This is a genomic window from Achromobacter sp. Root83 (assembly GCF_001428845.1).
GTDB lineage: Bacteria > Pseudomonadota > Gammaproteobacteria > Burkholderiales > Burkholderiaceae_B > Achromobacter.
The window spans coordinates 857,132-883,060 of record NZ_LMIU01000001.1 but is presented as its reverse complement, the minus strand read 5'-3'; the positions used below and the strand labels follow the sequence as shown (position 1 = coordinate 883,060).

25 protein-coding genes are annotated in these 25,929 nt (G+C 67.2%); 16 read left to right on the top strand and 9 right to left on the bottom strand.

What is annotated here, in order from left to right:
* Positions 1 to 43 precede the first annotated feature (43 nt).
* Positions 44 to 1,240, bottom strand: coding sequence for an alanine--glyoxylate aminotransferase family protein (locus ASE30_RS03960; protein ID WP_057282924.1), 1,197 nt, complete (start codon positions 1,238 to 1,240; stop codon positions 44 to 46).
* Between the two features lie 199 nt (positions 1,241 to 1,439).
* Between ASE30_RS03960 and ASE30_RS03955 the strand changes: the two genes are divergently transcribed.
* The 7 genes from ASE30_RS03955 to ASE30_RS03925 all read left to right on the top strand — a co-directional run bounded on the left by ASE30_RS03955 (position 1,440) and on the right by ASE30_RS03925 (position 9,056).
* Positions 1,440 to 2,201 carry a GntR family transcriptional regulator gene (locus tag ASE30_RS03955; protein WP_082601436.1) on the top strand — a complete coding sequence of 254 codons (762 nt, stop codon included), beginning with the start codon at positions 1,440 to 1,442 and terminating at the stop codon, positions 2,199 to 2,201.
* A gap of 23 nt (positions 2,202 to 2,224) precedes the next feature.
* On the top strand, positions 2,225 to 3,796 hold the full coding sequence (locus ASE30_RS03950) for an ABC transporter substrate-binding protein (protein ID WP_057282923.1): 1,572 nt from the start codon (positions 2,225 to 2,227) through the stop codon (positions 3,794 to 3,796).
* A gap of 63 nt (positions 3,797 to 3,859) precedes the next feature.
* Positions 3,860 to 4,777, top strand: a complete 918-nt coding sequence (locus ASE30_RS03945; RefSeq protein ID WP_057282922.1) for an ABC transporter permease — start codon at positions 3,860 to 3,862, stop codon at positions 4,775 to 4,777.
* A 1-nt stretch (position 4,778) separates the two neighbouring features.
* Positions 4,779 to 5,696, top strand: a complete 918-nt coding sequence (locus ASE30_RS03940) for an ABC transporter permease (protein ID WP_057282921.1) — start codon at positions 4,779 to 4,781, stop codon at positions 5,694 to 5,696.
* 2 nt (positions 5,697 to 5,698) lie between these two features.
* Positions 5,699 to 6,688 (top strand): ABC transporter ATP-binding protein, encoded by a 990-nt coding sequence (locus tag ASE30_RS03935; RefSeq protein ID WP_057282920.1) that lies wholly within the window; start codon positions 5,699 to 5,701, stop codon positions 6,686 to 6,688.
* On the top strand, positions 6,685 to 7,665 hold the full coding sequence (locus ASE30_RS03930) for an ABC transporter ATP-binding protein (RefSeq protein WP_057282919.1): 981 nt from the start codon (positions 6,685 to 6,687) through the stop codon (positions 7,663 to 7,665). The genes ASE30_RS03935 and ASE30_RS03930 overlap by 4 nt, the downstream gene beginning before the upstream one ends.
* Positions 7,662 to 9,056, top strand: coding sequence for a M20 family metallopeptidase (locus ASE30_RS03925; protein WP_057282918.1), 1,395 nt, complete (start codon positions 7,662 to 7,664; stop codon positions 9,054 to 9,056). Before ASE30_RS03930 ends, ASE30_RS03925 begins: the two co-directional genes overlap by 4 nt.
* 101 nt (positions 9,057 to 9,157) lie before the next feature.
* Here the strand turns inward: ASE30_RS03925 and ASE30_RS03920 are convergent, their stop codons facing one another.
* The 4 genes from ASE30_RS03920 to ASE30_RS03905 form a co-directional block, all read right to left on the bottom strand.
* Positions 9,158 to 9,799, bottom strand: a complete 642-nt coding sequence (locus ASE30_RS03920) for a hypothetical protein (protein ID WP_057282917.1) — start codon at positions 9,797 to 9,799, stop codon at positions 9,158 to 9,160.
* Positions 9,800 to 9,868: 69 nt separating this feature from the next.
* Positions 9,869 to 10,747 (bottom strand): NmrA family NAD(P)-binding protein, encoded by an 879-nt coding sequence (locus ASE30_RS03915; RefSeq protein ID WP_057282916.1) that lies wholly within the window; start codon positions 10,745 to 10,747, stop codon positions 9,869 to 9,871.
* A 98-nt stretch (positions 10,748 to 10,845) separates the two neighbouring features.
* A complete protein-coding gene (locus tag ASE30_RS03910; protein WP_057282915.1) occupies positions 10,846 to 11,688 on the bottom strand; it encodes a c-type cytochrome in 843 nt (280 codons plus the stop codon).
* Positions 11,685 to 12,125 (bottom strand): cytochrome c family protein, encoded by a 441-nt coding sequence (locus tag ASE30_RS03905; protein WP_057282914.1) that lies wholly within the window; start codon positions 12,123 to 12,125, stop codon positions 11,685 to 11,687. Before ASE30_RS03905 ends, ASE30_RS03910 begins: the two co-directional genes overlap by 4 nt.
* A gap of 152 nt (positions 12,126 to 12,277) precedes the next feature.
* Here ASE30_RS03905 and ASE30_RS03900 point away from each other — a divergent pair, with 152 nt between their 5' ends.
* From ASE30_RS03900 to ASE30_RS03885, 4 genes are all read left to right on the top strand, one after another.
* On the top strand, positions 12,278 to 13,258 hold the full coding sequence (locus ASE30_RS03900; RefSeq protein WP_082601435.1) for a c-type cytochrome: 981 nt from the start codon (positions 12,278 to 12,280) through the stop codon (positions 13,256 to 13,258).
* A 23-nt stretch (positions 13,259 to 13,281) separates the two neighbouring features.
* A complete protein-coding gene (locus ASE30_RS03895; RefSeq protein ID WP_057282913.1) occupies positions 13,282 to 15,798 on the top strand; it encodes a cbb3-type cytochrome c oxidase subunit I in 2,517 nt (838 codons plus the stop codon).
* 12 nt (positions 15,799 to 15,810) lie between these two features.
* A complete protein-coding gene (locus ASE30_RS03890; protein WP_057282912.1) occupies positions 15,811 to 16,152 on the top strand; it encodes a hypothetical protein in 342 nt (113 codons plus the stop codon).
* A gap of 156 nt (positions 16,153 to 16,308) precedes the next feature.
* Positions 16,309 to 17,283, top strand: a complete 975-nt coding sequence (locus ASE30_RS03885; protein ID WP_057282911.1) for a tripartite tricarboxylate transporter substrate-binding protein — start codon at positions 16,309 to 16,311, stop codon at positions 17,281 to 17,283.
* A 26-nt stretch (positions 17,284 to 17,309) separates the two neighbouring features.
* Here ASE30_RS03885 and ASE30_RS03880 read toward each other — a convergent pair whose 3' ends face one another.
* Positions 17,310 to 17,924, bottom strand: coding sequence for a TetR/AcrR family transcriptional regulator (locus ASE30_RS03880; RefSeq protein WP_057282910.1), 615 nt, complete (start codon positions 17,922 to 17,924; stop codon positions 17,310 to 17,312).
* A gap of 194 nt (positions 17,925 to 18,118) precedes the next feature.
* Between ASE30_RS03880 and ASE30_RS03875 the strand changes: the two genes are divergently transcribed.
* On the top strand, positions 18,119 to 18,712 hold the full coding sequence (locus ASE30_RS03875) for a hypothetical protein (protein WP_057282909.1): 594 nt from the start codon (positions 18,119 to 18,121) through the stop codon (positions 18,710 to 18,712).
* A 124-nt stretch (positions 18,713 to 18,836) separates the two neighbouring features.
* Entirely contained in the window at positions 18,837 to 19,814 is a 978-nt protein-coding gene (locus tag ASE30_RS03870; RefSeq protein WP_057282908.1) for a tripartite tricarboxylate transporter substrate binding protein, read from the top strand.
* Positions 19,815 to 19,843: 29 nt separating this feature from the next.
* On the opposite strand, the gene ASE30_RS03865 is transcribed toward ASE30_RS03870, so the two are convergent.
* From ASE30_RS03865 to ASE30_RS03855, 3 genes are all read right to left on the bottom strand, one after another.
* Positions 19,844 to 20,161 (bottom strand): hypothetical protein, encoded by a 318-nt coding sequence (locus ASE30_RS03865; protein ID WP_057282907.1) that lies wholly within the window; start codon positions 20,159 to 20,161, stop codon positions 19,844 to 19,846.
* The gene (locus ASE30_RS03860) at positions 20,151 to 20,657 is read right to left on the bottom strand and encodes a DUF523 domain-containing protein (protein WP_057282906.1); all 507 of its coding nucleotides are present in this window, start codon (positions 20,655 to 20,657) and stop codon (positions 20,151 to 20,153) included. The genes ASE30_RS03865 and ASE30_RS03860 overlap by 11 nt, the downstream gene beginning before the upstream one ends.
* A 180-nt stretch (positions 20,658 to 20,837) precedes the next feature.
* Positions 20,838 to 22,883: an NYN domain-containing protein gene (locus ASE30_RS03855; RefSeq protein WP_057282905.1), complete on the bottom strand. Its 2,046-nt coding sequence runs from the start codon at positions 22,881 to 22,883 to the stop codon at positions 20,838 to 20,840.
* A 251-nt stretch (positions 22,884 to 23,134) separates the two neighbouring features.
* On the opposite strand from ASE30_RS03855, the gene ASE30_RS03850 reads away from it, so the two are divergent.
* From ASE30_RS03850 to ASE30_RS03840, 3 genes are all read left to right on the top strand, one after another.
* Entirely contained in the window at positions 23,135 to 23,695 is a 561-nt protein-coding gene (locus ASE30_RS03850) for a GNAT family N-acetyltransferase (RefSeq protein ID WP_057282904.1), read from the top strand.
* A gap of 206 nt (positions 23,696 to 23,901) precedes the next feature.
* The gene (locus ASE30_RS03845; RefSeq protein ID WP_057282903.1) at positions 23,902 to 24,798 is read left to right on the top strand and encodes a motility protein A; all 897 of its coding nucleotides are present in this window, start codon (positions 23,902 to 23,904) and stop codon (positions 24,796 to 24,798) included.
* Positions 24,795 to 25,820, top strand: coding sequence for an OmpA family protein (locus tag ASE30_RS03840; protein ID WP_057282902.1), 1,026 nt, complete (start codon positions 24,795 to 24,797; stop codon positions 25,818 to 25,820). The genes ASE30_RS03845 and ASE30_RS03840 overlap by 4 nt, the downstream gene beginning before the upstream one ends.
* Positions 25,821 to 25,929: the final 109 nt, after the last annotated feature.

Genomic DNA, 25,929 nt, shown 5'->3' with positions numbered 1-25,929 from the left:
TGGTTCCCTCGTTGTGTATGTCTGTCATCAAGCTCGGGGCGCGTCAGCCCGCCGCGCTTTCCGGCGCGCGGGCCAGGAATTCCATGGCCGCCTGCAGCCCGCCCGGACGGTGCGGAACGCCGGCCGCGGCCAGCCCCATTTCCACGCCGGCCAGCGTGCCGCACAGCGTCAGATCGTTGAAGTGGCCCAGATGGCCGATGCGGAAGATGCGGTCGGACAGCTTGCCCAGGCCCTGGCCCAGCGACATGTCGAACCGGTCCAGGATGATCTTGCGCAGCGCGTCGGCGCTGTGGCCTTCGGGCATCAGCACGGCGGTCAGCGCCGGACTGTGCGCGGCCGGATCCAGGCTCAACAGTTCGAGCCCCCAGGCGGCCACCGCAAGCCGGGTGGCGCGGGCATGGCGCTCGTGGCGCGCAAATACCTGCGGCAGCCCTTCCGCTTGCAGCATGGCCAGCGCTTCGTGCAGGCCATACAAAAGATTGGTCGACGGCGTATAGGGAAAATAGCCCTTGGCGTTGGGCCCCAGCATCTCGCGCCAATCCCAGTAGGAACGCGGCAGGCCCGCCGTCTCGGCGGCGGCCAGCGCGCGCGGGCCGACCGCGTTGAACGACAGGCCCGGCGGCAGCATCAGCCCCTTCTGCGAGCCGGCCACCGTGACGTCCACGCCCCATTCGTCGTGGCGGTAGTCGATGGAGCCCAGCGAGGAAATCGTGTCCACCATGAGCAGCGCGGGATGCGCCGCGTTGTCTATCGCGGCGCGCACGGCGGCAATGTCGCTGGTGACGCCGGTGGAGGTCTCATTGTGCACCACGCACACGGCCTTGATGCGGTGCTGCGTGCCTTCGGCCAGGCGCTTGCCGATCACGGCGGCGTCCACGGGATGGCGCCAGTCGCCCTCGACGTAGTCCACCTCCAGGCCCAGGCGTCCCGCCAGCTTGCGCCAGAGGCTCGCGAAGTGCCCGGTTTCCACCATCAGCACCCGGTCTCCTTGCGACAGCGTGTTGACCAGCGCGGCTTCCCAGGCACCGGTGCCCGACGCCGGAAAGATCACCACGGGCGCGTCGGTCTGGAACACCTGCTTGATCCCCGCCAGCACCGCCAACCCCAGCGCCCCGAACTCCGGGCCGCGATGATCGATGGTGGGCTGGTCGATAGCGCGCAGCACCCGGTCGGGCACATTGGTGGGCCCGGGAATCTGCAAAAAATGGCGGCCGGACGGGTGATTGTTCAGCGAAAGCATGCGTAGCCCCACAGTGGACGTTTTGTATACCAGCGAAGATTGCGCAGCAGACGATTAACGTTTGCCGGGCATGCGGACTTGCGGCATGCGTCACTCTATCCCATTGTTTTTATGGCGATAACCTAGGGTATACACCCATCATTCAAGCATGAAAGACAGGTTTATAGTTTCGCAAAACACGGGGAATTTTTGTATACCAATGAGCAGCGATCCTAGTCTGATGCCGGATCTGGCCTCGGCCGACGCCGTGGCCGGTCCCGCGCCGCAGCCCGCGCCGCAGCCCGCGGCCCGCGCCGCCGGCAACGGCCGCACGCTGGCGGGCACGGCAGCCGGACAACTGCGCGAACGCATCATCCAGGGCGAATTTCCCCCAGGGTCCCGCCTGAATGAACGCATGCTCTGCGACCTGCTGGGCGTGTCCCGCACGCCGCTGCGCGAGGCCTTCCGCCTGCTGGCATCCGAAGGGCTGGTGCAGATCGAGCCGAACCGCGGCGCGCAGGTGGTGGCGCTGTCGGAAGCGAACATCCGCGAAGCGTTCGAGGTGATCGGCGGGCTGGAAGCCATGTCGTGCCGCATGGCCTGCGAGCGGGCGACCGACCAGGAAATCGCCGAAATCCGCGCGTTGACGTACGAAATGATGGCCAGCCATGCCCGCCATGACCTGCCCACCTACTACCGCACCAACCGCGAGATCCACGAACGCATCAGCCTGGCGTCGCACAACAGCCTGCTCAAGCAGCTTTACGAGGCGCAGAACGCGCGGATCCAGAACCTGCGCTTCGTCTCGAACGAAAACCGTCAGAAATGGGATCTGGCGATGCGCGAACACATAGAAATGGCCGAGGCCCTGGACGCGCGCGACGCGGACCGCCTTGCCGCCATCATGCGGCAGCACCTGCAGCGCAAATGCGAGGCGGCGCTGAAAAGCCGGAGCGAGACGATAGATACGCAACACATGTAGTGTCTTCAAGAGGAGCCTTCACCATGGCTGATAGTCGCTTCAAACCCGTCTCACCCGCGTTGTCCTCCCGCTGCTCCACACCGCTGAAGGGCCTGGCCGCCGCCCTGCTGGCCTGCGCCGCGCTGGCAGCCCAGCCAGCGTTCGCCGGCAAAAAAGACGACACCTTGCGCATGGCCTATGACCAGGCGCCGGAAAGCGTGGACCCCTACTTCAACAACGTCCGCATCGGCGTCATCATCGCCGCCAACGTGTGGGACACCCTGCTCTACCGCGACCCGGTCACCAACGAGTACAAGGGCCAGCTCGCCAAGAGCTGGAAACAGGTCGACGACAAGACCATGGAATTCGAGCTGCGCGAAGGCGTGAAATTCCATAACGGCGAGGAGTTCGACGCGGACTCGGTGGTCTACACGCTGAACTACGTGGCCGACCCCAAGAACAAGGCCGTCACGCAGCAGAACGTGTCCTGGATAGACAAGGTCGAGAAGATCGACAAGTACAAGGTCCGCCTCACGACCAAGGAACCCTTCCCGGGCGCCAAGGAATACCTGTCCACCACCGCGGCCATCCATCCCGCCAAGTACTACCAGGAAGTCGGCCCCAAGGGCATGAACGCGAAACCCGTGGGCTCGGGTCCGTACAAGGTGGTGGATTACCAGCCCGGCAAGTCCATCACGCTGGAGCGCAACGCCGACTACTTCAAGGATTCACCCAAGGCGCAGCCCAAGATTGGCAAGGTGGTCATCCGCTTCATTCCCGACCGCCAGACGCAGATGGCCGAGGTCATCTCGGGCGGCGAGGACCTGATCATGAGCGTCCCGAAGGACCAGGCCGAACAGTTGGGCGGCATGCCCAATCTGCAGATGGTCACGGGCAACACGATGCGCATCGTCTTCATGCAGATGAATATCCTGGAAGGCACGCCGGCGCCGCAGCTCAAGGACGAGCGCGTGCGAAAGGCGATCATCCACGCGATCGACCGCGACGCCATGCTCAAGAACATCGTGGGCGAAGGCGGCGGGCTCATCAACACCATCTGCACGCCGTCGCAGGTCGGCTGCACGCAGGAAGGCGCCCCGACCTACAAGTACGACCCCGCGCTGGCCAAGAAGCTGCTGGCCGAAGCCGGCTACCCCAACGGTTTCGACATCGACATCGTGGCGTACCGCGAGCGCAACCAGACCGAAGCCATCATCAACTATCTGCAGGCCGTCGGCATCCGCGCCAAGCTGAATTTCCTGCAGTATGCGGCCATGCGCGACATGATCCGCGCCAACAAGGCGTCGCTCACCCACCAGACCTGGGGCTCCAATCTGGTCAACGACGTGTCGGCGTCCACGCCCGTGTACTTCGCCTTCGGCAACGACGACATCACCCGCGACGCCAAGGTGCGCGAACTGCTCAACAAGGGCGACCACACCATCGACAGCGGCCCGCGCAAGGCGGCCTACAAAGAGGCGCTGGACCTGATCGCGCAAAAGGCCTACGCCGTGCCCCTGTGGACGCTGCCCGCCTACTACGTCGCCACCAAGGACGTGAACTTCAAGCCCTACTCGGATGAGCTGGTGCGCTTCTGGGACATGAGCTGGAAGTAAGGCGCGGTTCACGCCGGGCGGGCGTTGCGCGCGCCCGGCGTTGCTGAACATAGAGGAAGTCCTATGCTTTATTTCACGATCAGGCGCCTGGGCCTGGCGGCGCTGGTGGCGCTGACCGTATCCGTCCTGGCGTTCCTGCTGCTGCACCTGTCGGGCGATCCGGCGCTGGCCCTGGCGGGCGAAGGCGCGCGTCAGGCCGACATCGACATGATCCGCAAGACCTATGGGCTGGACCGGCCGCTGGCGGTGCAATATGCCGACTGGCTCTGGCACATCCTGCAGGGCGATTTCGGCACCTCGGTGTATTTCAAGACCGAAGCCGGGCCGCTAATCCTGTCCAAGCTCACGACCACGCTGAAGCTGGGCGTGGCCGCGCTGGCCTTCGCGCTGGCCATCTCCATCCCGCTGGGCGTGCTGGCCGCCATCTACAAGGGCAGCCTGATCGACCGCCTGTGCCTGGCCATCGCCGTGCTGGGCCAGGCCCTGCCCAACTTCTTCTTCGCGCTGATCCTGATCATGCTGTTCTCGATCTCGCTGCGCATCCTGCCCGTGTCCGGCAGCGGCACCTGGCAGCACTTCGTCATGCCGGCCATCGCACTGGGCTATTACGTCGCGCCCGCCTTCATGCGCCTGATCCGGGCCGGCATGATCGAGGTGCTGGGCGCCGACTACATCCGCACCGCGCGGGCCAAGGGGCTGCCGGCGCGCAAGGTCATCTTCAAGCATGCGCTGCGCAACGCCATCGTGCCGGTGGTGGCGCTGGCCGCGGTGCAGCTGGGCTACCTGCTGGGCGGCTCGGTTGTCATCGAAACCATCTTCGCGCTGGACGGGCTGGGCTACCTGGCCTACCAGAGCATCACGTACAAGGACTATCCGGTCATGCAGCTCATCGTGCTGCTGCTTTCGGTGCTGTACGTCATGCTGACGCTCGCCGCCGATATCGCCAACGCGTGGCTCGACCCGCGCATCCGGGTGTCCTGACATGACCACGCCTATTCTCACCCCATCCGTACCCGGCGCACCCGCCCCGGCGCCGCTGGAACTGTCCGCGTCCGCGCTGCGCTGGCGCCGCCTGCGCAGCAACAAAGCGCTGCTGGTCGGTGGCGGCATCCTGCTGGTCATCGTGCTGATCGCGCTGCTGGCTCCGTGGATCTCGCCGCACGACCCCTACTTCCAGGACCTGGCCTACCGCACCGCTCCGCCGGTCTGGTACGAGAAAGGCACCTGGCTGCACCCGCTGGGTACCGACCAGCTTGGGCGCGATTACCTGTCGCGGCTGTTCTACGGCGCGCGGATCTCGCTGCTGATCGGCGTCAGCGTGGCGCTCATCTCCGGCCTGATCGGCACCGCCATGGGCATGGCCGCCGGCTACTTCGGCGGCAAGGTCGACATGGCCGTGTCGTTCCTGATCACCACCCGGCTGTCCATGCCCGTCATCCTGGTGGCGCTGGCCACCGTGGCCATCGTGGGCGGATCGCTGTGGGTCGTGATCCTGGTGCTGGGCCTGCTCAAATGGGACCGCTACGCCGTCGTGATGCGCAGCGCCACCCAGCAGGTGCGCTCGCTGGAATACGTGGCCGCGGCGCAGGCCGCGGGCGCCTCCACCTGGCGCATCGTGTGGGGCGAGGTCCTGCCCAACGTGGTGCCGCAGCTCATCGTCATCGCCACCCTGGAAGCCGCCAGCGCCATCCTGCTGGAGGCCTCGCTGTCGTTCCTGGGCCTGGGCGTGCAGCCGCCGCTGCCGTCCTGGGGCCTGATGATCTCGGAGGCCAAGGCCTACATGTTCTTCTCGTTCTGGCTGATCGCCATTCCCGGATCGGCGCTGGCGCTGCTGATCTTCGCGATCAACCTGGCCGGCGACGGACTGCATCAACTCCTGACGCCTGAAGAGAGGGCCTGAGCATGAACGGCACGGATATCGTCCTGGACGTACAGGGACTGACAGTCGACATCGCCACGCCGCGGGGCCCCCTGCACGCCGTGCGCGACGTGTCCTTCCAGGTCAGGCGCGGCGAAACGCTGTGCCTGGTCGGAGAATCGGGCTGCGGCAAATCCATGACCTCGCTGGCCATCATGGGCCTGCTGCCCAAGGCGGCCCAGCGCAGCACGCGCCGGCTGGCGGTGTTGGGCGAAGACCTGTCCAAGGCCCGCGGACGGCGCATCAACGCGCTGCGCGGCAGCAAGATGGCGATGATCTTCCAGGAGCCGATGACAGCGTTGAACCCGGCCTACGCCATCGGCGAGCAATTGACGGAACACTACATCCACCATCGCCACGCCAGCCGCCAGCAAGCCCGCGACCGCGCGGTGGAACTGCTGGAGAAGGTCGGCATCGCCTCGGCGGGCCAGCGGCTGACACAGTATCCCCATCAGTTGTCGGGCGGCCTGCGCCAGCGCGTGATGATCGCAATGGCGCTGATGTGCGGGCCCGAACTGCTGATCGCCGACGAGCCCAGCACCGCGCTGGACGTCACGATCCAGGCGCAGATCCTGCGGCTGCTGGCCGACCTGCAGGCCGAGCTGGGCATCGCCATGGTGCTGATCACCCACGACCTGGGCGTGGTGGCTCGCATCGCCCGCCAGGTGGCGGTGATGTATGCCGGGCAGATCGTCGAAGAAGGCCCCGTGGCCGACATCTTCGCCACGCCGCGCCACCCGTACACGCAGGGACTGCTGGGCTGTATCCCCGTGCCGGGCCGCACCGCGCCCGGTGAACATCTGGGCACCATCCCCGGCGTGGTCCCGTCGCTGGTGGGCGACCTGCGCGGCTGCGCCTTCATCGACCGCTGCCCCTACGCGCAGCCGGAATGCCGCCATACCGTTCCCATCCACGGCCAGCCGCCCGGCCAGCAATGGCGCTGCATCCGCCGCGCCGAAGGAGTTCCGGCATGAGCGCGCTGTTGCAAGCCGATGCCGTCAGCCGGCAGTTCACCGTGCGGACCGGCATGTTCCGCCCGCGCGCGACGCTGCACGCGGTCAATGGGGTGGACCTGTCCGTGCAGCGGGGCGAAGTCCTCGGCATCGTCGGTGAATCCGGCTGCGGTAAATCCACCCTGGCGCGCATGCTGCTGGGCCTGACGCCGCCGTCGGAGGGCGCCATCCGCCTGGACGGGCAGGACATCCGCCAGATGGACCGGCGCGCGCTGGCGCGGCGCGTGCAGCCCATCTTCCAGGATCCGTATTCGTCGCTGAACCCGCGCCGCTCCATCGCGTCCATCGTGTCGCTGCCGCTGGAGGTGCATGGCATCGCCAACCCCAAGCTGCACAAGGCCATCGAGATGCTGGAGCGCGTCGGCCTGCCGCCCCGGCTGGCCCACAACACGCCCGGACAGCTCTCCGGCGGCCAGCGCCAGCGCGTGGCCATCGCGCGGGCGCTGGTGATGAACCCCGAGATCGTCATCTGCGACGAGCCCACCTCGGCCCTGGACGTCTCGGTGCAGGCGCAGATCATGAACCTGCTGATGGACCTGCGCCGCGAATTCAACCTGACCTATGTCTTCATCAGCCATAACCTGGCGGTGGTGGAGCACATCGCCACGCACGTGTCGGTGATGTACCTGGGCCGCGTGGTCGAATCGGCGCCCACCGCCCGGTTGTTCCACGACCCGCGCCATCCCTATACGCAGGCCCTGCTGGCCTCGGTGCTGACGCCGGAGCCCGGACTGGGCATCCCCGACATGGGCCTGGGACTGTCGTTTCCTGACCCCCTGCACCCGCCCGCCGGCTGCCCCTTCCACCCGCGCTGCCAGCACGCCATGGCCCAATGCAAGACCGAACGGCCCGCGCTGGCCTTGCGCGAGCAAGCCGTGGTGGCCTGCCACCTCTATCCATCCGCCCCTTCTACTTCCAATGGAGTTCGACAGCCATGACCCGCGCACAAGCCATCGCCCAAGCGGAACAGTGCTTTGATTCCGGCGCCTTCCGCGCGCTGCTCGCGCGCCGGCTGGCGCTGCCCACGGAAAGCCAGAACCCCGCCCGCGCCGCCGTCCTGGCGGACTACCTGGAGACCGAGATCCGGCCGGCCTTCGAAGCCCTGGGCTTCACCTGCCGCACGCTGACCCATCCCAAGGCGCTGGCGCCCTTCCTGTATGCCGAGCGCATCGAAGATCCCGCCTTGCCCACGGTGCTGGGCTATGGGCATGGCGACGTCATCCGCGGGCTGGAACCCGAATGGAAGGAAGGCCTGTCGCCATGGGCGCTGACAGAATCCGAGGGCCGCTGGTACGGCCGCGGCATCGCCGACAACAAAGGCCAGCACACCATCAACATGGAAGCCCTGCGCCTGGTGCTGGAAACGCGCGGCAGGCTGGGTTTCAACGCCAAATACCTGATCGAGATGGGCGAGGAAACCGGCTCCATGGGGCTGCGCGACCTGTGCGCCGAGCACCGGGAACTGCTGGCGGCCGACCTGCTGATCGCCTCGGACGGCCCGCGGCTCAGCGCCGCGCGCCCGACCATCTTCCTGGGCGCGCGCGGCAGCCTGAACATCGACCTGAGCATCGAAGCGCGCGCGGGCGGCCATCATTCCGGCAACTGGGGTGGCCTGATCTCCAACCCCGGCATCCAGTTGGCGCACGCCATCTCCACCATCGTCTCGCCCACCGGCCAGATCCGCATCCCCGAATGGGTGCCCGCCGAACTGCCGGACGCCGTGCGGCGCGCCTTGGCCGACTGCCAGGTGGACGGCGGCGCGGACGGCCCCGAGATCGAACCCGACTGGGGCGAACCGGGCCTGTCCCCCGCCGAACGCGTGTTCGGCTGGTGTTCCTTCGAGGTGCTGGCCTACAAGACCGGCAACCCGGACACGCCCGTCAACGCCATCCCGCCGCGCGCCTGGGCGCGCTGCCAGTTGCGCTTCGTGGTGGGCGTCGACCCCGAGGACCTCGTCCCCGCCCTGCGCCGGCACCTGGACCGCCAGGGCTTTCCGATGGTCAAGATCGCAATGACCCGCGAAAACATGTTCCGCGCCACCCGCATCGATCCCGACGACGCCTGGGTGCGCTGGGCCGTCGATTCGCTGGAACGCACCTCGGGCGAAAAGACCGCGCTGCTGCCCAACCTGGGCGGCTCGCTGCCCAACGACATCTTCACTGACGTGCTGGGCCTGAGAACGATCTGGGTGCCGCACTCCTACCCCGGCTGCTCGCAGCACGCGCCCAATGAACATCTGCCGCCCGAGTTGATGCGCCAGGGGCTGTGCCTGATGACCGGGCTGTATTGGGACATGGGCGCGGGGGATACGCCGGCGGTGGAGCGATAGGCGGAATGCTTAGGGACGGCGGCGTTGGCGTTGGCGTTGCCGGGACCTTGCCGTCGTTCCGGCTTCGCCGGGATGATAGTGTCAGCGCCCTGGCGGCAAGCCTAACCGTGTTTGAGCAGGAAGCGCGCCAGTCCAACGAGATTCGCAGTGGCGCCATAAATGATAGTCGCCGCCGTCAGCAGCCCACACACAACAACGGCATGAGGTGCAACATTATCAAGCAGCGAGCTCCGCTTGAAACCGACTTTAGCGCAGCTAAAGAATAGACCCGGCATACCAAATCCGACGAACGCAAGGGACACGATTGGGATATGGACGGATTCCCTGTGCAAGCCCAGCACGGGGGATATACCTATTCCGGCAATCAGCACAAATAAGGTGATAAGAAACGTTCCGATGCCTCTCGCAAGAGAGGACGCATAACCGACGTAAATATTAAGGTCGTCTACTCTGTCCTTGAATTTGCAATAGGCCGCGAATGCACACGTCCATACAGCGAAAACAATGCCTACGTACCCAACGAGTTGATCACGTATCCAGTCCCCCGGGTCCAGCAGGTAGCCAAGAAGAGGACGTGCAGCTATCTGGTCACGCAGCAATTTGTACGCGGGGGAAGCAATGAAGGGACCAATTATCGACAATCCGACGAAAAATGCGATCAGGTACGTGGCCCATCTACCAATACGTCCGAGTGTCGAACGAACCGCGAAGAACTTGTGCAGCAGCGCCTTGATGTAGTGCATATAGCGATGCCATCGCTCGGGTTGGATCACACCGAAAACGTCAGCTTGAGTGGATTATTGGGCCGTAGTCTAACTGAGTAGCGTGTCCCGCCCGCCCCTTACCCGATCCCGCACATAATCCTCCAACGCCGTTGTTCCCCGCAGCGGATCGTCCGAGAGATCAAATCCGCTATCGACGACGGCCTCGGTCATCCGTGCATAGGATTTGGCGGCCGCTTCGGAGAACCCCTGGTTCAGGAACGCCAATTTCCACTGATCGCGTGGAATCACTTCCACCTCGACAGGCCGCCCCAGCGCTTCCTGGAAAGCCCGCGCGACATCGTTGGGCGTGTATCGCCGGGGCCCTTCCACGTAGCGGATGCCGTCGTCCTCCACGCCCGAGATCAGACGCGCGGCGGCCGCTACCCCCAGGTCGTCCGGGGCCACCATCGGAATGGGAAGGTCCGCCGGGAACAGCGTGGGCAGGCGGCCCGACTCGCGCGCCGTTTCCAGCAGGCCGTCCCAGTTGCTCATGTAGTAGGCGGCGCGGTTGATGGCCGACGGCAAGGCTTGCTTCCGCAGCCCTTCTTCCAGCTCCCACAACACGCTCAGGTCGCCGATGCGGCTGCCGGGTTGCGCACCGCCGGTCGACTCGGCCACGACCTTTTCCAGGCCGGCGTCCTGCAGCGCCGCCAATATGTTGGCGACGGTGCGTCTTTCGACGGTGTCGGTATCCGTGGAGGGGTCGGCGGGCGGGTTCAGCAGGAAGGCGCGGCGGCCGCGCCTGAAGGCAGCGCGTAGCGAGGCCACGTCTTCGGCATCGGCCTCGACGATATCGGCGCCCAGCGCGCGCCAGTGCGCGGCGCGGGCCGCGCGGCGCGTAACGATGGTGACCGGGGCGCCGCGCGCGAGCAAGGCCTGCGCGGTCGCCGAGCCGACGTGGCCGGTGCCTCCCATGATGATGTACATGCTTGTCTTCCTTTGATTCACGGTTGAATGTTCCGGCCAGGCCGGTCCAGGGGCACGCTAGGGAATTGGCCGCGTGCGCGAGCCTTGCCACCCGACTGTCAATCAGACAGGGTGCGAAGAAAGGCGGCGATGTCGCGCGCGTCCTGCTCGGTGACGCCCAGGTCCGGCATCGCGGTGCCCGGCTTGATGGCACCGGGCGCGCGCAGCCATTGCTGCATGTTGGCCGGCGTATTGTTCAGCACGCCGGCGATGTAGGGGCGGCCGCCCACGCCCGCCAGCGACGGTCCGACGTAGTTCCACGCGCCCGGGACGCCGGGGATGGCGTGGCAGGTCACGCACAGATACTGCTGGAGCGCATCCCGCCCGGCCCGGGCGTCGCCGACGCGCGCGTGTTCGGCGGGCGCCGGCGCCGGCGCCGCGGGCCGCTGCCCGTCGTCACCCTCCTGGTATTGGGCGGGCGACAGGGTCGGCAGCACGCGCAGGAATGCCACCACGTCCCAGATCTCGGTATCCGTCAGCCGGTATTGCCAGGCGGGCATGCCGGTCATCTTGATTCCCTGGCGGGTGATCCAGAAGACTTCGGCCGCCGAGCGCTGGCGAGCGGTGGCGACCAGCGCGGCGGGTGCGGGATTGAGGCCCAGGGCATAAGGTTGCGGCGCAACACCGGGTCCGCCGTGGCATTGCGCGCAGTGGGCGCGATACAGCCGGGAGCCGTTTTGAATGCGGCCGGGGCCGTCCAGATCGGGGACCACGACGTTGGCCGAATGCGCTTGCACGGAGCGCGCCAGTGCGACGTCCATCAGATGATGCACGGCGATCGTGTGCGGCTTCGTTGCGCTGACGTCATACCAGCCCAGGTAGATGAGCGTCCCGCCCAGCGCGCCCGCGGCGGCGGCCGAGACGGCGAGGGTCAAGGCGGCGACGCGCTTCCAGCTTTTCATGGCGTCTTCTCCGGCGTGCCGGCGCGCAACAGCAGGAAGGCCGCGATGTCCTGGGCATCGGCGGTTCGCAGCCCCGTGTTGGGCATGGCGGTGCGCGGATTGATGGCGGGGGGATCCAGCAGCCAGCGCACCAGATTGTCCGGGGTATTGGGCAGCACACCGGCCACGTAGGCCTGCCGCGCCATGTTGTCCAGAGGCGGCCCGACCTTGGACGCCGGTCCGCCCACGCCGGGCACGGTATGGCAGGCGATACAGCCGCGCTCCGCGATCAGCCGCCGTCCGCGCGCCGGGTCGGCTTGCTTGCTGGGCTCGCCGGCACCGGCAGCCGCAGCATCTGCCGCCGACGCGAGCGGCGGCCGGTCGTCGCCGCATGCGCCCGTGATGATGAGCGCGGCGCAGGCCAGCAACAGGCAGGTGGGTCGCGCAATCCGGCGCAAGGGCTCTCTCCTGAATCGGGCGCAGCCAGCAATTTCCGTTCCCGCCTGCGTCGCGCGCCGGGCGCGGCGGGCACGGGATGTGCTGACGCGGGACCGTCGCGGACCGCGCTCTTTCGGTCCGCCAGCACGCCGGACTCTTCGCTTACCCGTACATGGCGCCTATCCTCCCCTCCGTGCTTGCCGCCGCGATACCGCTCGCGGCATGGGCGCGCACGGCTTCCGCTGCGCAGCCGAGCGGGGATGAAGCCGGCCGGATCGCCGAAATCGGCTGGGTGCTGTTCGTCGGCGGGGCCGTGATTTTCATAGCGGTGGCGGCGGTGATGGCATTGGCCCTGCACGGGCCGCCGCGCGCCCGCCGGCTGTTGGCGAAACCCGCGCTGATCGTGGCGGCCGGCATCGCCTTTCCCGTAATCGCCCTGACGGCCCTGCTGCTTTATGTGCTGAGCCCGGTGCCGTCCCTGGCGCGCCACGGCGCGATGCCGGCCGCGCGCATCGAGGTGACTGGGGAACTCTGGTGGTGGCGCGTCCGCTATCTGGATCCGGCCGGCAACGTTTTGTTCGAAACGGCGAACGACATCCGCATTCCCGCGGGGCTGCCAGTGGAATTCCTGCTCAAGTCCGGCAACGTGATCCATAGCTTCTGGATTCCCGATCTGGCCGGCAAGCTGGACATGATTCCCGGGCGGGTCAATCGCCTGCGTGTGCTGGCGCGTACGCCGGGGGTGTTCCGGGGGCAATGCGCCGAGTACTGCGGCGCCCAGCACGCCCGGATGATGTTCGATGTCGAGGCGCTGCCGCCGGAACGATTCGACGCATGGCTGCAGACGCAGCGCCAGCCGGCCCGGGCGGCCGGGCCCGAGCTCTTGCAGGGCGAACGGATATTCCAGCGCGCCTGCGCGCAGTGCCATGCCGTGCGGGGAACGCCGGCCGCCGGCACGCTGGGGCCCGACCTGACCCATCTGGGAAGCCGCCCTACGCTCGCGGCCGGTGTGCTGCCCAATAACGTCGGCGCGCTTGCCGGGTGGATCGCCGGCAGCCAACACATCAAGCCGGGCAATGGCATGCCTTCCTTCGACCAATGGCCCGGCGAGGATCTGCGCGCCGTGGCCCGCTACCTGGAAAGCCTGAAGTGACAGCCGAACACTCCGCGTCCGACATGCCGCCCGCGCTTCCGAATCCGCTGCCGCGCCCCGAAGGGGAACTGGAGCAGCTCGAGCGCGCGTGGCGGCGACCCACGGGGTGGCGGGCGCTCACGGTGGTCAACAACACGTCCATCGGATTGCTGTACATCGGCACGGCGCTGCTGTTCTTTCTGCTGGCGGGCGTGCTGGCATTGCTGATGCGCGCCCAGCTGGCCGTGCCGGACAGCGATCTGATCGGGCATGAGCTCTACAACCAGTTGTTCACCATGCACGGCACGGTGATGATGTTCCTGTTTGCCGTCCCGGCCGTCGAGGCGGTGGCCGTGCTGCTGCTGCCCAATATGCTGGGCGCGCGCGATCTGCCCTTTCCGCGCCTGTCGGCCTATGCGTACTGGGCCTACGCGATCGGCGGCCTGGTGTTTTTCTGCAGCATCTTCGTGGGCCTGGCGCCCGATGGCGGCTGGTTCATGTATCCGCCGCTCACCAGCGCTCGGTACTCTCCGGCGCTCAATGCGGATCTGTGGCTGCTGGGCATCGGGTTCATCGAGATCTCGGCGATCGCCGGCGCGATCGAACTGGCGGTGGGCATCCTGCGCACGCGCGCGCCCGGCATGACGCTGGAAAGAATGCCGGTCTTCGCATGGGTGATGCTGGTGTTCTGCGGCATGGTGATCATCGCGTTTCCGGCCGTCATCGTGGCCACCGCGCTGCTTGAACTGGAGCGCGCGTTCGACATGCCGTTCTTCATCGCCGAACGCGGCGGCAACGCCCTGTTGTGGCAGCACCTGTTCTGGTTCTTCGGCCATCCCGAGGTCTACATCATTTTCCTGCCGGCCGCCGGCATGGTGTCGATGATCATTCCCGCCATGACGGGCGTGCCCCTGGTCGGCTACCGGCTGGTGGTGCTGGCGGTGGTGTCCACCGGTTTTCTCAGCTTCGGCCTGTGGGTCCACCATATGTTCGCCACGGGCATCCCGCGCTTATCGCTCAGCTTCGCGTCGGCCGCGAGCATGGCGGTGTCCGTGCCGACCGCCATCCAGATATTCGCCTGGATCGCCACGATTGCCGCCGCCGCCCGGCTGCGGCCGCTGAAAGCGCCGATGCTGTTCATCCTGGGATTCTTCTTCGTGTTCGTCATCGGCGGACTGACCGGCGTGATGGTCGCCGTCATTCCCTTCGATCTGCAGGCGCACGACACCTACTTCGTGGTCGCCCACCTGCACTATGTGCTGTTCGGCGGGATGGTCTTTCCGCTGTTCGCGGCGTTCTACTACTGGATGCCGTTCGTCAGTACGCGCGCCTTGTCCGAACGGCTGGGGCGCTGGGCGTTCTGGCTGATGTTCGTCGGCTTCAATGTGGCTTTCTTTCCGATGCACTTCACCGGCCTGGCCGGCATGCCGCGCCGGGTCTACACCTACGCGGAGAGCCAGGGCCTGGGGCCGCTGAACCTGGTGTCCACCGTGGGCGCCTATCTCATCGCCGCCGGGGTCCTGGTCTTTCTGGTGGACCTGGCGCGCAACTTCCGCCCCGGCGACAGAAACGCGGGCAACGTCTGGCGCGCCGGCACGATGGAATGGCTGCCCAACGGCAGCTACGGCCTGCGCAGCGTGCCCGCCGTGACCAGCCGCGAGCCCTTGTGGGACCAGCCGGGCCTGGCCCGGGACGTCGCGGCCGGGCGCCATTTCCTGCCCAATGCCCCGGGCGGGCTGCGTTCGACGCTGGTGACCCGCGCGCTGGATGCGCGTCCGGACTATGTGCTTGCGCTGCCGGGGCCGGGATGGTCGCCGCTGCTGGCGGCGCTGGGGACGGCGGGCTTCTTCCTGCTGCTGACCTTCAAGCTGCTGCCGCTGGCGGCGGCATTCGGCGTGCTGGCGGTGGCCTCGCTATGGCGCTGGCTGTGGGACGCGGACACCGGCCCCGACCTGCCCCCGGTGGATATCGGCGGGGGGCTGCGCATTCCCATGATGTGTTCCGGAAGCGCCTCGCATTCGTCGTGGGCAACCGTGCTGCTGGTCATTGTCTGCGCCAGCATGTTCGGGTCGTTGCTGTTCAGTTATCTGTTCCTGTGGACGGCGGGTCCACAGGCGTGGCCGAAATCCGGCGGGCTTCCCTCCCCGGTCTGGCCGCTGCTATCCGCCTGCCTGCTGGCGGGCGCCGCCGCACTGGCCGCCGGCGCCGCGCACCGCCTGAAGCAGGGCCGGCAATCGTTCCTGAGGTGGAGCCTGCCGCTGGCCATGGTTCTGCTGGCGGCGTCGGCCGGCGTGGAGCTCAACGCGCACTGGCAGACCGGCCTGCGGCCGCAGGCCTCCGCCTATGCGGCCGCGGTGTACGCGGTGGCCGGCCTGCAGGCCGCCTTCGCGGCGCTGGCCGCCATGATGGGCCTGTTCACCGTGGCCCGTTCCATGGCGGGCAGGCTCAGCGCGACGCGGCGCGCGGCGTTCGACACCACGATGATGATGTGGCAATACACCGTCGCGCAGGGCCTGGCCGGGCTGGCGCTGGTCCATGTCTTTCCTCGGCTGGCCGGATAGCGGGGGCCTGCCATGAAAACGCGATTCCCGGTCGAACTGCTGTTCCTGATTGCCGGCCCGGCGATCTGGCTGGCGCATTTCCTGTTCATCTATACGGTCAATGCCGTGGCTTGCGCGAAGTCGGCCCTGGGCGGCACATGGATGGGGCTGCCCGCGTCGTCCTGGATCATCGTGGCAGGCAGCGTGCTGGCATTGGGCGGCATGGCGCTGGCCGCGTGGCGGCAACGCCGGCGCGTGCGGGTATGCGGCGCGCCGCCCTTCCATGCCTGGCTCACGGCGGCGCTCAGCGTGTTGTCGGCGCTGGCCGTCGTATGGGAAACGCTGCCGGTGTTCCTGATGCCGGCCTGCCAGTGAGCGGCGCGGCCGCACGCCCCTGTCCTGCCCCATATCGCCTGCGGAAATAAACAAGCGCCGAATAAATCGTTGGCAGGCGCGGCGCCAGTCATTAGAGTCCAACGCCGCCATGCCGCGTCCGCATTCCGCGCGCGCCTTTCAACTACGAGCTGCCCAATGTCTTCCCGATTCCAAGCTACACGCCGCAACACCCTGCTTGCCCTTGCTCTGGCCGTCGCCGGCATGGGCGCCGCCCAGGCGGAACAGCGCATCATCCGCATCGTCGTGCCCTACGGCACCGGCGCGGTCCAGGACACGATCGCGCGCGCCATCGGCGACGAACTGGGCCAGGCGCTCAACGCGTCCGTCGTGGTCGAGAACCGCGCGGGCGCGGGCGGCACGGTGGGCACTGCCCAGGTCGCGCGCGCCAAGCCCGATGGCAATACACTGGTGCTTGCCGCGGCCAGCCACCATATCGCGGGGCATCTGTACAAGAACCTGAGCTACGACCCCTACAAGGATTTCAGCGGCGTCGCCTACATCGGCAACACCGGTTACATCATCCTGGCGTCCGCCGCGCTGAATGCCAAGACCACCGCCGAGTTCATCCAGGCGGTGAAGGCCAAGCCGGGCGGGTACGACTACGCGTCCGCCGGCAACGGCAGCGCGTCGCATCTGGGCATGGCCTCGTTCCTGACCGCCGCGGGCGTTCAGATGCAGCACATCCCCATGAAGTCCACGGGCGATGCCGTGACCGAATTGCTGGCCGGCCGCGTCCAGGCGGTGACCGCCGCCACGATAGGCGTAACGGCCTACCGCAACGATCCCCGCGTGACGTTCCTGGCCTATACGGGCAAGAACCGGTCGCGCTTTGCGCCCGACCTGCCCACCGTGGCCGAAAGCGGCTTGCCAGGCTACGCCTTCGACTCCTGGCTGGGCCTGCTGGCGCCGGCCGGCATCGCCGCCGCCGACCGCGAACAGATCAACGCCGCCGTCAACAAGGTGCTGGCCGATCCCAAAGTGCAGGCGCGTCTGGCATCGCTGGGCGTCGAAGCCGAGGCCAGGTCGGCGGCGCAATTCCAGGATCTGCTGAAGGCGGACTGGGAGGCCGCCGGCAAGGTGGTCGCGGCGTCGGGCGCGCGAGTCGAGTAAAACGGCAACGCAAAAAAAAGCCCCTGTCAGGGGGCTTTTCGTCGTCGTATGCCGTCGAGCAGCAGTCCGGTGATGAATTCCGCCAGGGCCTGCTGCCGGTCGGCGTCCGGCGCCTGGCGCGTGAACCGCTCGATGATGCCCATGAGGGATTGCGCAAACCAGTCTGCGGACACCTCGGGCCGGAACAGGCCCGCCTGCTGCTCGGCGCGGACGTTGTCGGCGATCATCCCCAAAAGTTCGTCCTTCAGGGCCTCGGCTTCGTCGGCCTGGAAAAAACCGATGCGCGTCAGATTGGAATCTTCCTGCAGAATGGCCAGCAGGCCGCTCACGCCCTGGCGGATCCGGCTCGCCAGTTCGGCGCCCGTCAGGTCGCCGGGCAAGCGCGCCTGGACGATGGCCTGGCGCAGGCGCTGGGCGAACATGCCGACCAGTTCGTCGTAGGCCGCCTGCTTGCTGGCGAAGTACTGGTAGAAGACAGGCTGAGTCACCCCGGCGCGGGCCACGATGTCGCTGATCCGGGTGTACTGGAACCCGCGTTCCGCGAATTCCGCGGCAGCGACATCAAGCAGGTGCAGCCGTGTGCGTTCACCTTTGGTGAGACGCTTGTCTTGCGATAACGAAGGGGGTGGCGCCGTAATCATCGCGAGAAAGTACTACCGTTCCGCGCTTTTCGCCACGTCCTTCTGGAACGCGCCCCGCGCTGAATGCCGCGCTGAAATCAGTTGAAATCCCCGTATCGGTTGAGAAAACATATTGCGGCGGCGCGGCGGTAAAGTAGGAATATCGTCCCGGGCCAACGCAATGTGCCGGCTCCCGGCGGTCAAGGAGCATCATCATGAATCGGTTTACAGGCCGTATGGTCATCGCGGCGCTGGCGCTGGCGGTTGCCGGCGCGCCAGCGGTGGCGGACGCACGCGGCGGAAATTGGGGCGGCGGACACGGCGGCTACCATCACCATCACGGCGGGGGCGGCAGCAGTTCGGACGGCTGGTGGATTGGCGGCGCCTTCGCGCTGGCCACGGTGGGCCTGCTGCTGGCGGCCAATTCGGGCCCCTCCTATGTGCAGACCGGCGTGTACTCGTCGGGGGTGGGCTATACCAGCCCGCCGCTGTATGCCGCGCCGGTATACAGCGCGCCGGTCTATGAAGGACCCTATTATTCCGCACCTTCCGTCTCTGAAGGGCCCTATTACTCCCCCCCGGTTGCCTACGCGGCGCCGCAGCCGCAATACCAGCCGGTGCACTACGAATCCATTCCGCCGGTCGATGCCGCCCAGGCCGGCGCGTCCGCCGATTGCCAGCGCTGGGCCATGAACCAGAGCGGCTATGACCCCGCCACCATTTCCCAATGGACCACCCAGGTCATGGTGGACAGCTACAACCACTCGCTGGATTCCTGCATGACCAGCCGCGGCTACCGCGCCCACTGATCCGCAATTCCGGGTAATCCCGATTGTCTCCGCGCGCCGGCCTGCACACACTGCATGCCGGCGCGCCGCCTTGGCCCGTCTTGATACCGCGCCGGCCCCCAGGGCCGGCCTTCCAGGGGAAATCATGTTGAACTTCAAGCGGATCGCGGGGCTATGCGCCCTTGGCGCCACCTGCGCGTTTTCCGCCAGCGTCCAGGCGCAGGGCGATGCCAAGCCGCAAGCGATGACCATCGTCGTGCCTTATGGCGCGGGCGGCATCGTCGACAACACGGCCCGCGCATTCGCGCAGAAACTCGCGGTGGAACTGGCCCGCCCCGTCGTGGTCGAGAACCGGGGCGGCGCGGGCGGCATGATAGGCATGAACACCGTCGCCCGGGCCCAGGACGAGCACACGCTGGCATTCACCGCCGTCAGCCCGGTCACGCTGTCGCCCCATGTGATGAAGACCCTGTACGACCCCTTGAAGGACCTGGCGCCGGTGGCGTCCGTCATGTATTCGCCCGTGTTCCTGGTGGGCGGGCCCAAATTCACGGGCAAGACCTTCAAGGACATGCTGGATCAAGCCAAGGCGGATCCGGACGGCCTGTCGCTGGCGACCGCCGGCGTGGGATCGCTGGGACACCTGATGCTGGAACAGATCAACGGCCAGGCCGCCGTGCGCATCACGCACGTGCCCTACAAGGGCATGGCGCAGATGGTGCCCGACGCGCTGGGCGGGCAGTTCACGCTGATGCTGGTCAATGCTTCCGGACCGGTCAACACCTTGATAGACGAAGGCAAGCTCAAGCTGCTGGCGGTGGGTTCACCGGCCCGCCTGCCCGGCCGGCCCGACACGCCCACGCTGGCCGAATTGGGCTACCCGATGGCCAACATGACGTCCACCTTCGGCTTCTTCGCGCCCGCCAGCAGCAGCCCTGCGTTTCGCGCGCGCATGAACGCCCTGATCAACAAGGTGGCCGCCATGCCGGACATCAGCAAGCCGCTGACCGACGCCCTGAACATCATGTCGCCCGGCACGGTCGAACAGTTCACGGCCCAGGTGCAAAAGGAATATGCCGACAACGGCAAGATCGTGCAGCAGGCAAACATCCGCACCGAATAGGCGCGGGGCACGCTGGCGCGGCGGGCGTATCAGCGCCGCCAGCCCCGCCAGGCGTACAGCAGGCCGACGATCAGCAGCACGCCGGCCGGCAGCACCCACACAAAGCCCGAATCCGTGTAGACCACCTGATCGACGGCGTCATAGTGGCGGCCCAGCTCATTGAAGTCCCATTTCAGGTACTGCGCATACCAGGCGTAGAAGAAAAACGCGGAACAGCCCAGGCTTGCCACCGCCGCCACGCGCGCCAGAACCCGGCTGCGGCCGGCGCGGGCCGCGGCTTTCCAGATCAGGACCCCGGCTCCGGCCACGCCCAGCAGCACCAGCCAGTCGCCGAGGTCAGCGCCCATCGTCCGCCTCCAGCAGGGCCAGGCAGGCCGCGGCCTCGGGCCATTGTTTTTCACTGAAGACCCGCACGCCGGCGCGGCGCAGCAGTTCGGCGGCCACGCCGGCGCCGGGCTGGCGGCGGCCCGCGAAATGGCCGTCATACACATAGCCGCTGCCGCAGGACGGACTGCCCTCTTTCAGCACCGCCACGCGGATGCCGCGCTCACGCGCCGCCGCCAGCGCCTCGTGCGCGCCGCGCACGAACGGCACCGTAACGTCGTCGCCCGTCACCGCCACCACCCGCGCCTGGCTGGACAGCACGGCGGCCGCGTCCTTGCCCGGTTCGATTTCAGCCGGCGGCCGGGGTATCGGCATGCCGCCCGCCACTTCCGGACAGACCGGCACCACCCGGCCCTGCTCCAGCCAGCGGGCAAGCACGGCATCGCCATTGGGCACGCCGCGACCGTCGTAGCGCACGGGCTTGCCCAACAGACAGGAACTGACCAGCACGTATTGCATGGAAGGGATGCCCGACAAAAGGACGCGCTGCGGGCAAAGCGTGCCGCAAACCCCGCGTCCGGAGCGTGGAATCATAGTCAAGCGCGAACTGGGCGCCACGCCGGGCCGCTATGGCAGCCCGGCAGGCCAGGACGCGCTCCCCTGGAAAGGGCCCGCAGGGGCCCGCGCATGCACCGCCGATCAGGATTCTGTCTCGGCCTTTTTTGGCCGGCGCGCACTGGTGGCGGTCTTGCGAGCGGTCTTGCGAGCCGGCTTGGCGGGTGCTTCGGCTTCGGCCGGCTGCGCGGAATCGGCGGCCGGTTTGTCCGGGGACGCCGCAGGCGCGGCAGCGGATTTTGCCGCCGTGGCACGGGCGGTCTTGCCCGTGCCGCTTTCGCCCGCCTTGGCGGCAGCCGTCTTGGCCGTTGCCGTCTTGGCCGCTGCCGTCTTGGCCGTCGCCGTCTTGCTGGCGCCACTGCGCTTGGCCGGGGTGGCCGGCGCGGGCGCCGGTTCGGCGGCTGCGCGGGGTACCCCGCCCGCGAAGGGGTCGGACACCTTGGCGGGTTGTTCCCGGCGCGTATCCGCCGGCGGCGCCTCGAAAGTCCACTCGGCCACGTTCACGGTCGGCGGCGGCCCGGCCACGACGGCGGTGTGCCGCGGCGGCTGATAGGGCTTGGGCATCGGAATGGGGATCAGTGACTTTTTGGGCGCCTGGGTGGACGCGGGCGTATCCGCCCGACGCGCAGCCTCGGTCCGCTGGGATGCATCGTCTTGCTGAGCCGCGCTGGTCGGCTGGGACGCAACGTCGTGCCTAGGCGCATCGGCCCGCTGCGACGACTCGGTTCGCTGCGACGCCTCGTTCCGCTGTGAGCCTTCGTTCCGCTGTGAGCCTTCGTTCCGCTGTGAGCCCTCGTTCCGCTGTGAGCCCTCGTTCCGCTGTGAGCCCTCGTTCCGCCGGGATGCCCCGCTCCGCTGTGACGCCTCGTTCCGTCGGGATGCCCCGGTCCGCCGCGACGCATCGGTCCGCTCTGCGGCATCGATGTGCTGGGACGCCTCAGCCCGCTGGCCCGCATCGCCCGGCTGGGACGTATCGCCTTGCTGGACCGTATCGCCGTGCTGGAACGCATCGCCTGGTTGGAACGTATCGCCTTGCTGGAACGTATCGCCTTGCGAGGAAGCCTCCCCGTGCGTGGTGGTTTCGGCCGGCGCCGCGGCGCCCTCTTCCGGCACGGCGTGGTCCGCGTTCTGGCTGGCACCTCTGCCGCCGCCCGCCGTCTTGCGGCCCCCGCGCGACCTGCGGGCGGTTCTGCCGCCGGAACCTTCCTGCGTGGCGCCGGCGTGTGCGTCGCCGGCCTCGGGGGCCGGCTGGCGCGCGGCGGCCGGCCGGGACCCTTCACCGTGGATGGCCGGTTCGATGCCCGTGCTGTCGCGGTACACATAAGTGCCCGACTTTTCTTCGCGGCCCACTTCCAGGAAGCCGCGCGACTGCGCCTCTTCCAGCAGATTGCCGAAGGCGCGGAATCCATAGTAGGACTCGTTGAAATCAGGCTTGCGGCGCTTCAGGGCGTCCTTCAGGGCGGAGGCCCAGATCTTGCCGCTGTCGCCGCGTTCGGCCATCAGCGCCTCGAAGGTCTCGACAACCATCTCGACCGCCTGCGTCTTGCGCGCGTCGAGTTCCTCCTTGCGGCGGCGCTCTTCGTCCGGCGTGCGGCGCTGGGCGGGCGCGCCCCCGCCCCGGGTGTCGCGCCGCGCTTCCGCGGTGCGCTGGCCTTCGCGCGCCAGGTCGTCATAGAAAATGAACTCGTCGCAGTTGGCGATGAGCAGGTCCGAGGTGGACTGCTTGACGCCCACGCCGATCACCGTCTTGTTGTTCTCGCGTAGCTTGGACACCAGCGGCGAGAAGTCCGAATCGCCGCTGATGATCACAAAGGTGTTGACGTGCGACTTGGTGTAGCAGAAGTCCAGCGCATCCACGACCAGGCGGATGTCGGCCGAATTCTTGCCCGACTGGCGCACGTGCGGAATTTCGATCAGCTCGAAATTGGCCTCGTGCATGGGCGCCTTGAATTCCTTGTAGCGTTCCCAGTCGCAGTAGGCTTTCTTGACCACGATGCTGCCCTTGAGCAGCAAGCGCTCGAGGACCGGCCGGATGTCGAACTTCTGGTACTTGGTGTCGCGCACTCCCAGCGCCACGTTCTCGAAGTCGCAGAAAAGCGCCATGCTGACGTTTTCGTTGGGGTTGTTCATGCTCTTCTCCAATGCTGCGGCCGCAAGGGGCAATGCCAGGCAATGCGCCGCCAGATTTCGCCCATGATATACATATCCCGTTGATTGCCCCCCGGGCCCCTTGTACAGAGCCCCTTCAACGCCCCCCGGCACCCCTTGTACAGATTCCCCTCAACGCCCGCCGGCCCCCTGGTACAGATCCCCTTCAACGCCCCCAAGCACCCCTTTTATACATATCCCGTTCAACGCCTTCCGCCTCCTGTCCAGCCGCGATGACCCACGCCCCGCCGCCTGTCCTGACCACCGCCCGCCTCGTCCTGCGCCCCTTGGACCTGGAGGACGCCGACGCCATCCAGCGCATTTTTCCCCAATGGGAAGTGGTGCGATTCCTGGCCGACCGGGTGCCCTGGCCGTATCCGCCCGATGGCGCGCGGCAATTCGTCGAGGCGTTCGCCCTGCCCGCCATGCGCCGAGGCTCGCAATGGCATTGGTCGATCCGCACCCGCGAGGCGCCGGACCGGCTCATTGGCGTCATCAGCCTGATGGACGACGACGCCGAAAATAATCGCGGTTTCTGGCTGGACCCCGTCCATCAGGGCCGGGGCTACATGACCGAAGCCAGCGCGGCGGTCACCGGCTACTGGTTTGGCGTGCTGGGCAAGCCCGTGCTGCGCGCCCCGAAGGCCATCGACAACACGGCGTCGCGCCGGATCTCCGAGCGCACCGGCATGCGCGTGGTGAAAACCGAAGAGCGCGGCTACGTCGGCGGGCGATATCTCAGCGAAATCTGGGAGATCGGCCGCGACGAATGGCTGGCCCGCCAGCCCGTCTGAGCACGGGCGCCGCATCCGCCCCCCTTATTTATTCCGCGGGGCGCCTGCCTTATTCCGCGCGGTGCCTGCCTGACAGCCAGGTTAACGCCGCGCTTACCGCCCCTTTCGCCCCGCTTTCCGGCCAATTGCCGAGGCGATCTCCTGGCTAGAATTCCCGAAAATCCGGCATTCCGCGCGTGGGATGCCTTTGTTATCGGGCAAGATCCATGAATCCGTCTACCGTCATCGGCGCCGTTGTCGGCCTGCTCACCCTGGTCATCGTCGTGGCGCTCTCCGCCACCGACGCGAGCATGTATTTCAACCTGCCAGGCCTGGCCATCGTGCTGGGTGGCACCTGCGCCGCGCTGTTCATCGCCTATCCGCTGTCCGAGGTGGTGCGCATCTTCAAGCTGGTGCGTACCGTGTTCCGCAACGACCAGCACGACCAGCAGCGCGACATCGAGGAACTGGTCTCGATGGCCCAGCTCTGGATGAACGCCGACGTCCACAAGGTCGAACACGAACTCAAGAAAGTCTCGAATCCCTTCCTGCGCACGGGCGTGCAGCTCATCATCGACAACACGCCCGAAGAGCAGATCATCGAACTGCTGCAATGGCGCGTGGCGCGCCTGCGCGCCCGCGAACAGGCCGAAGCGCAGATGTTCCGGGTCATGGCCACGTTCGCGCCCGCCTTCGGCATGCTGGGCACGCTGGTCGGCCTGGTCAACATGATGGCCATTCTGGGCGACGGCAGCATGCAGACCATCGGCCAGCAGCTCGCCATCGGCCTGATGACCACCTTCTACGGCATCCTGCTGGCCAACCTGGTCTGCAAGCCGATCGCGCTGAAGCTGGAACGCCGCACCGCGCGCCGTGTCGAGTCCATGAACATGGTGCTGCAAGGCATCTCGATGATGTGCGAGAAGCGCGGTCCGGCCATGGTGCGCGAGACCCTGAATTCCTTCGTGATGCACGTCGAAGACGAAATCTACGATGGCGGCGCGGCTGCGCAGCCCAAGGTCAAATCCAAGACGGAAGGCCAGGTCAAGCCCGCCGCCCCCGTTGCGGGCGCGACGTCCAGCGCTCCCGTGTCCATCGCCCGTCCAGCCGCCGCGCGTCAATGAGCCTGATTTCCCCTTCCCTGGCCCAGCGGATCGAGCAGGCCCGCCAGGCCCAGTTGCGCGCACAGAAAGCGGCCGCCAGCAGCGGCTGGCGTCCCAGCGAAAGCGACCGCAAGGATCGCTACGCGCGCTGGCACGTCGAAGAAATACCCGAGCAGGATTCCGAGAACTGGCTGCTGAGCTACCTGGACCTGATCACCCTGCTGCTGGCCATGCTGGTCGTCATGCTGGCGATATCACGCCTGAACGGCCTGAGCTACGACAAGCCGCAGACGCCGGTGGAACTGGTCGGCACGCTGGCCGCGAGCGGCCTGCCCGCCTATGACGGCGAATACTCCGAATTCGACGCCACGCCCATTCCCGCCAGTTGGGCGGAACCGGCCGCGCCCGCCGCCGTGGCGGCCGAATCCGCGCCGGACACGGACGGCGTGGTGGTGGCCGACGCCGCCAAGCCGCTGAAAGCGCCCTCCATGGAATCGCTGGGCCTGGGCGATCTGGCCAAATCGGTCGACGTGATCATCAACGAACAGTCCGTCAGCTTCCGCATCAGCAACGAACTGCTGTTCGCGTCCGGCCAGGCCACGCTCAGCAACGCCGGCCTCGATGTGATCAAGCATCTGGCGGGCGTGCTGAACAAGAACGCCTACCAGGTGTCCGTCGAGGGCCACAGCGACCCGGTGCCCATCCTGACCAAGCAGTTCGCGTCCAACTGGGAATTGTCCAGCAGCCGCGCCACCAGCGTGTTGCGCGAGCTGGTGCGCGACGGCGTGGCGCCCGATCGCCTGCGCGCCGTGGGCTATGCGGAAACGCGTCCCATCGAATCCAACGACTCCGCCGCCGGCCGCGCCGCAAACCGCCGCGTCGAGCTGATCATGGACATCACGCAGCCTCAGAAGCCCGCCCAGTCGGCAGCCGCGCAACCCGCGTCGGCCACCGCCCAGGCGACGCCCGCCCCGGCCGCGGCTGCCCCGGCGCCGCAAGCGGCGGCGCCCGCCGTCAAGGCGCCCCCGCCCGCCAAGTCCTGAACGGCCGCACTCCCCGAAACCGGCGCAAGCCCGTTTTATTTTCGCCGTGATGTAAAGGACGCTTGACACCCCTTGGCTGCCGCCGCAGAATGTCAAGCATGCTTTACAT

What these genes read in the sequence shown, in the direction of transcription:
- ASE30_RS03910 (WP_057282915.1), bottom strand. Translation starts at nt 11,688, where the DNA reads ATGAAAAGCTGGAAGCGCGTCGCCGCCTTGACCCTCGCCGTCTCGGCC.
- ASE30_RS03850 (WP_057282904.1), top strand. Translation starts at nt 23,135, where the DNA reads ATGACCCACGCCCCGCCGCCTGTCCTGACCACCGCCCGCCTCGTCCTG.
- ASE30_RS03935 (WP_057282920.1), top strand. Translation starts at nt 5,699, where the DNA reads ATGAACGGCACGGATATCGTCCTGGACGTACAGGGACTGACAGTCGAC.
- ASE30_RS03895 (WP_057282913.1), top strand. Translation starts at nt 13,282, where the DNA reads ATGCCGCCCGCGCTTCCGAATCCGCTGCCGCGCCCCGAAGGGGAACTG.
- ASE30_RS03860 (WP_057282906.1), bottom strand. Translation starts at nt 20,657, where the DNA reads ATGCAATACGTGCTGGTCAGTTCCTGTCTGTTGGGCAAGCCCGTGCGC.
- ASE30_RS03900 (WP_082601435.1), top strand. Translation starts at nt 12,278, where the DNA reads ATGGCGCCTATCCTCCCCTCCGTGCTTGCCGCCGCGATACCGCTCGCG.
- ASE30_RS03880 (WP_057282910.1), bottom strand. Translation starts at nt 17,924, where the DNA reads ATGATTACGGCGCCACCCCCTTCGTTATCGCAAGACAAGCGTCTCACC.
- ASE30_RS03870 (WP_057282908.1), top strand. Translation starts at nt 18,837, where the DNA reads ATGTTGAACTTCAAGCGGATCGCGGGGCTATGCGCCCTTGGCGCCACC.
- ASE30_RS03930 (WP_057282919.1), top strand. Translation starts at nt 6,685, where the DNA reads ATGAGCGCGCTGTTGCAAGCCGATGCCGTCAGCCGGCAGTTCACCGTG.
- ASE30_RS03955 (WP_082601436.1), top strand. Translation starts at nt 1,440, where the DNA reads ATGAGCAGCGATCCTAGTCTGATGCCGGATCTGGCCTCGGCCGACGCC.
- ASE30_RS03885 (WP_057282911.1), top strand. Translation starts at nt 16,309, where the DNA reads ATGTCTTCCCGATTCCAAGCTACACGCCGCAACACCCTGCTTGCCCTT.
- ASE30_RS03940 (WP_057282921.1), top strand. Translation starts at nt 4,779, where the DNA reads ATGACCACGCCTATTCTCACCCCATCCGTACCCGGCGCACCCGCCCCG.
- ASE30_RS03865 (WP_057282907.1), bottom strand. Translation starts at nt 20,161, where the DNA reads ATGGGCGCTGACCTCGGCGACTGGCTGGTGCTGCTGGGCGTGGCCGGA.
- ASE30_RS03925 (WP_057282918.1), top strand. Translation starts at nt 7,662, where the DNA reads ATGACCCGCGCACAAGCCATCGCCCAAGCGGAACAGTGCTTTGATTCC.
- ASE30_RS03875 (WP_057282909.1), top strand. Translation starts at nt 18,119, where the DNA reads ATGAATCGGTTTACAGGCCGTATGGTCATCGCGGCGCTGGCGCTGGCG.
- ASE30_RS03840 (WP_057282902.1), top strand. Translation starts at nt 24,795, where the DNA reads ATGAGCCTGATTTCCCCTTCCCTGGCCCAGCGGATCGAGCAGGCCCGC.
- ASE30_RS03890 (WP_057282912.1), top strand. Translation starts at nt 15,811, where the DNA reads ATGAAAACGCGATTCCCGGTCGAACTGCTGTTCCTGATTGCCGGCCCG.
- ASE30_RS03945 (WP_057282922.1), top strand. Translation starts at nt 3,860, where the DNA reads ATGCTTTATTTCACGATCAGGCGCCTGGGCCTGGCGGCGCTGGTGGCG.
- ASE30_RS03855 (WP_057282905.1), bottom strand. Translation starts at nt 22,883, where the DNA reads ATGAACAACCCCAACGAAAACGTCAGCATGGCGCTTTTCTGCGACTTC.
- ASE30_RS03915 (WP_057282916.1), bottom strand. Translation starts at nt 10,747, where the DNA reads ATGTACATCATCATGGGAGGCACCGGCCACGTCGGCTCGGCGACCGCG.
- ASE30_RS03960 (WP_057282924.1), bottom strand. Translation starts at nt 1,240, where the DNA reads ATGCTTTCGCTGAACAATCACCCGTCCGGCCGCCATTTTTTGCAGATT.
- ASE30_RS03845 (WP_057282903.1), top strand. Translation starts at nt 23,902, where the DNA reads ATGAATCCGTCTACCGTCATCGGCGCCGTTGTCGGCCTGCTCACCCTG.
- ASE30_RS03950 (WP_057282923.1), top strand. Translation starts at nt 2,225, where the DNA reads ATGGCTGATAGTCGCTTCAAACCCGTCTCACCCGCGTTGTCCTCCCGC.
- ASE30_RS03920 (WP_057282917.1), bottom strand. Translation starts at nt 9,799, where the DNA reads ATGCACTACATCAAGGCGCTGCTGCACAAGTTCTTCGCGGTTCGTTCG.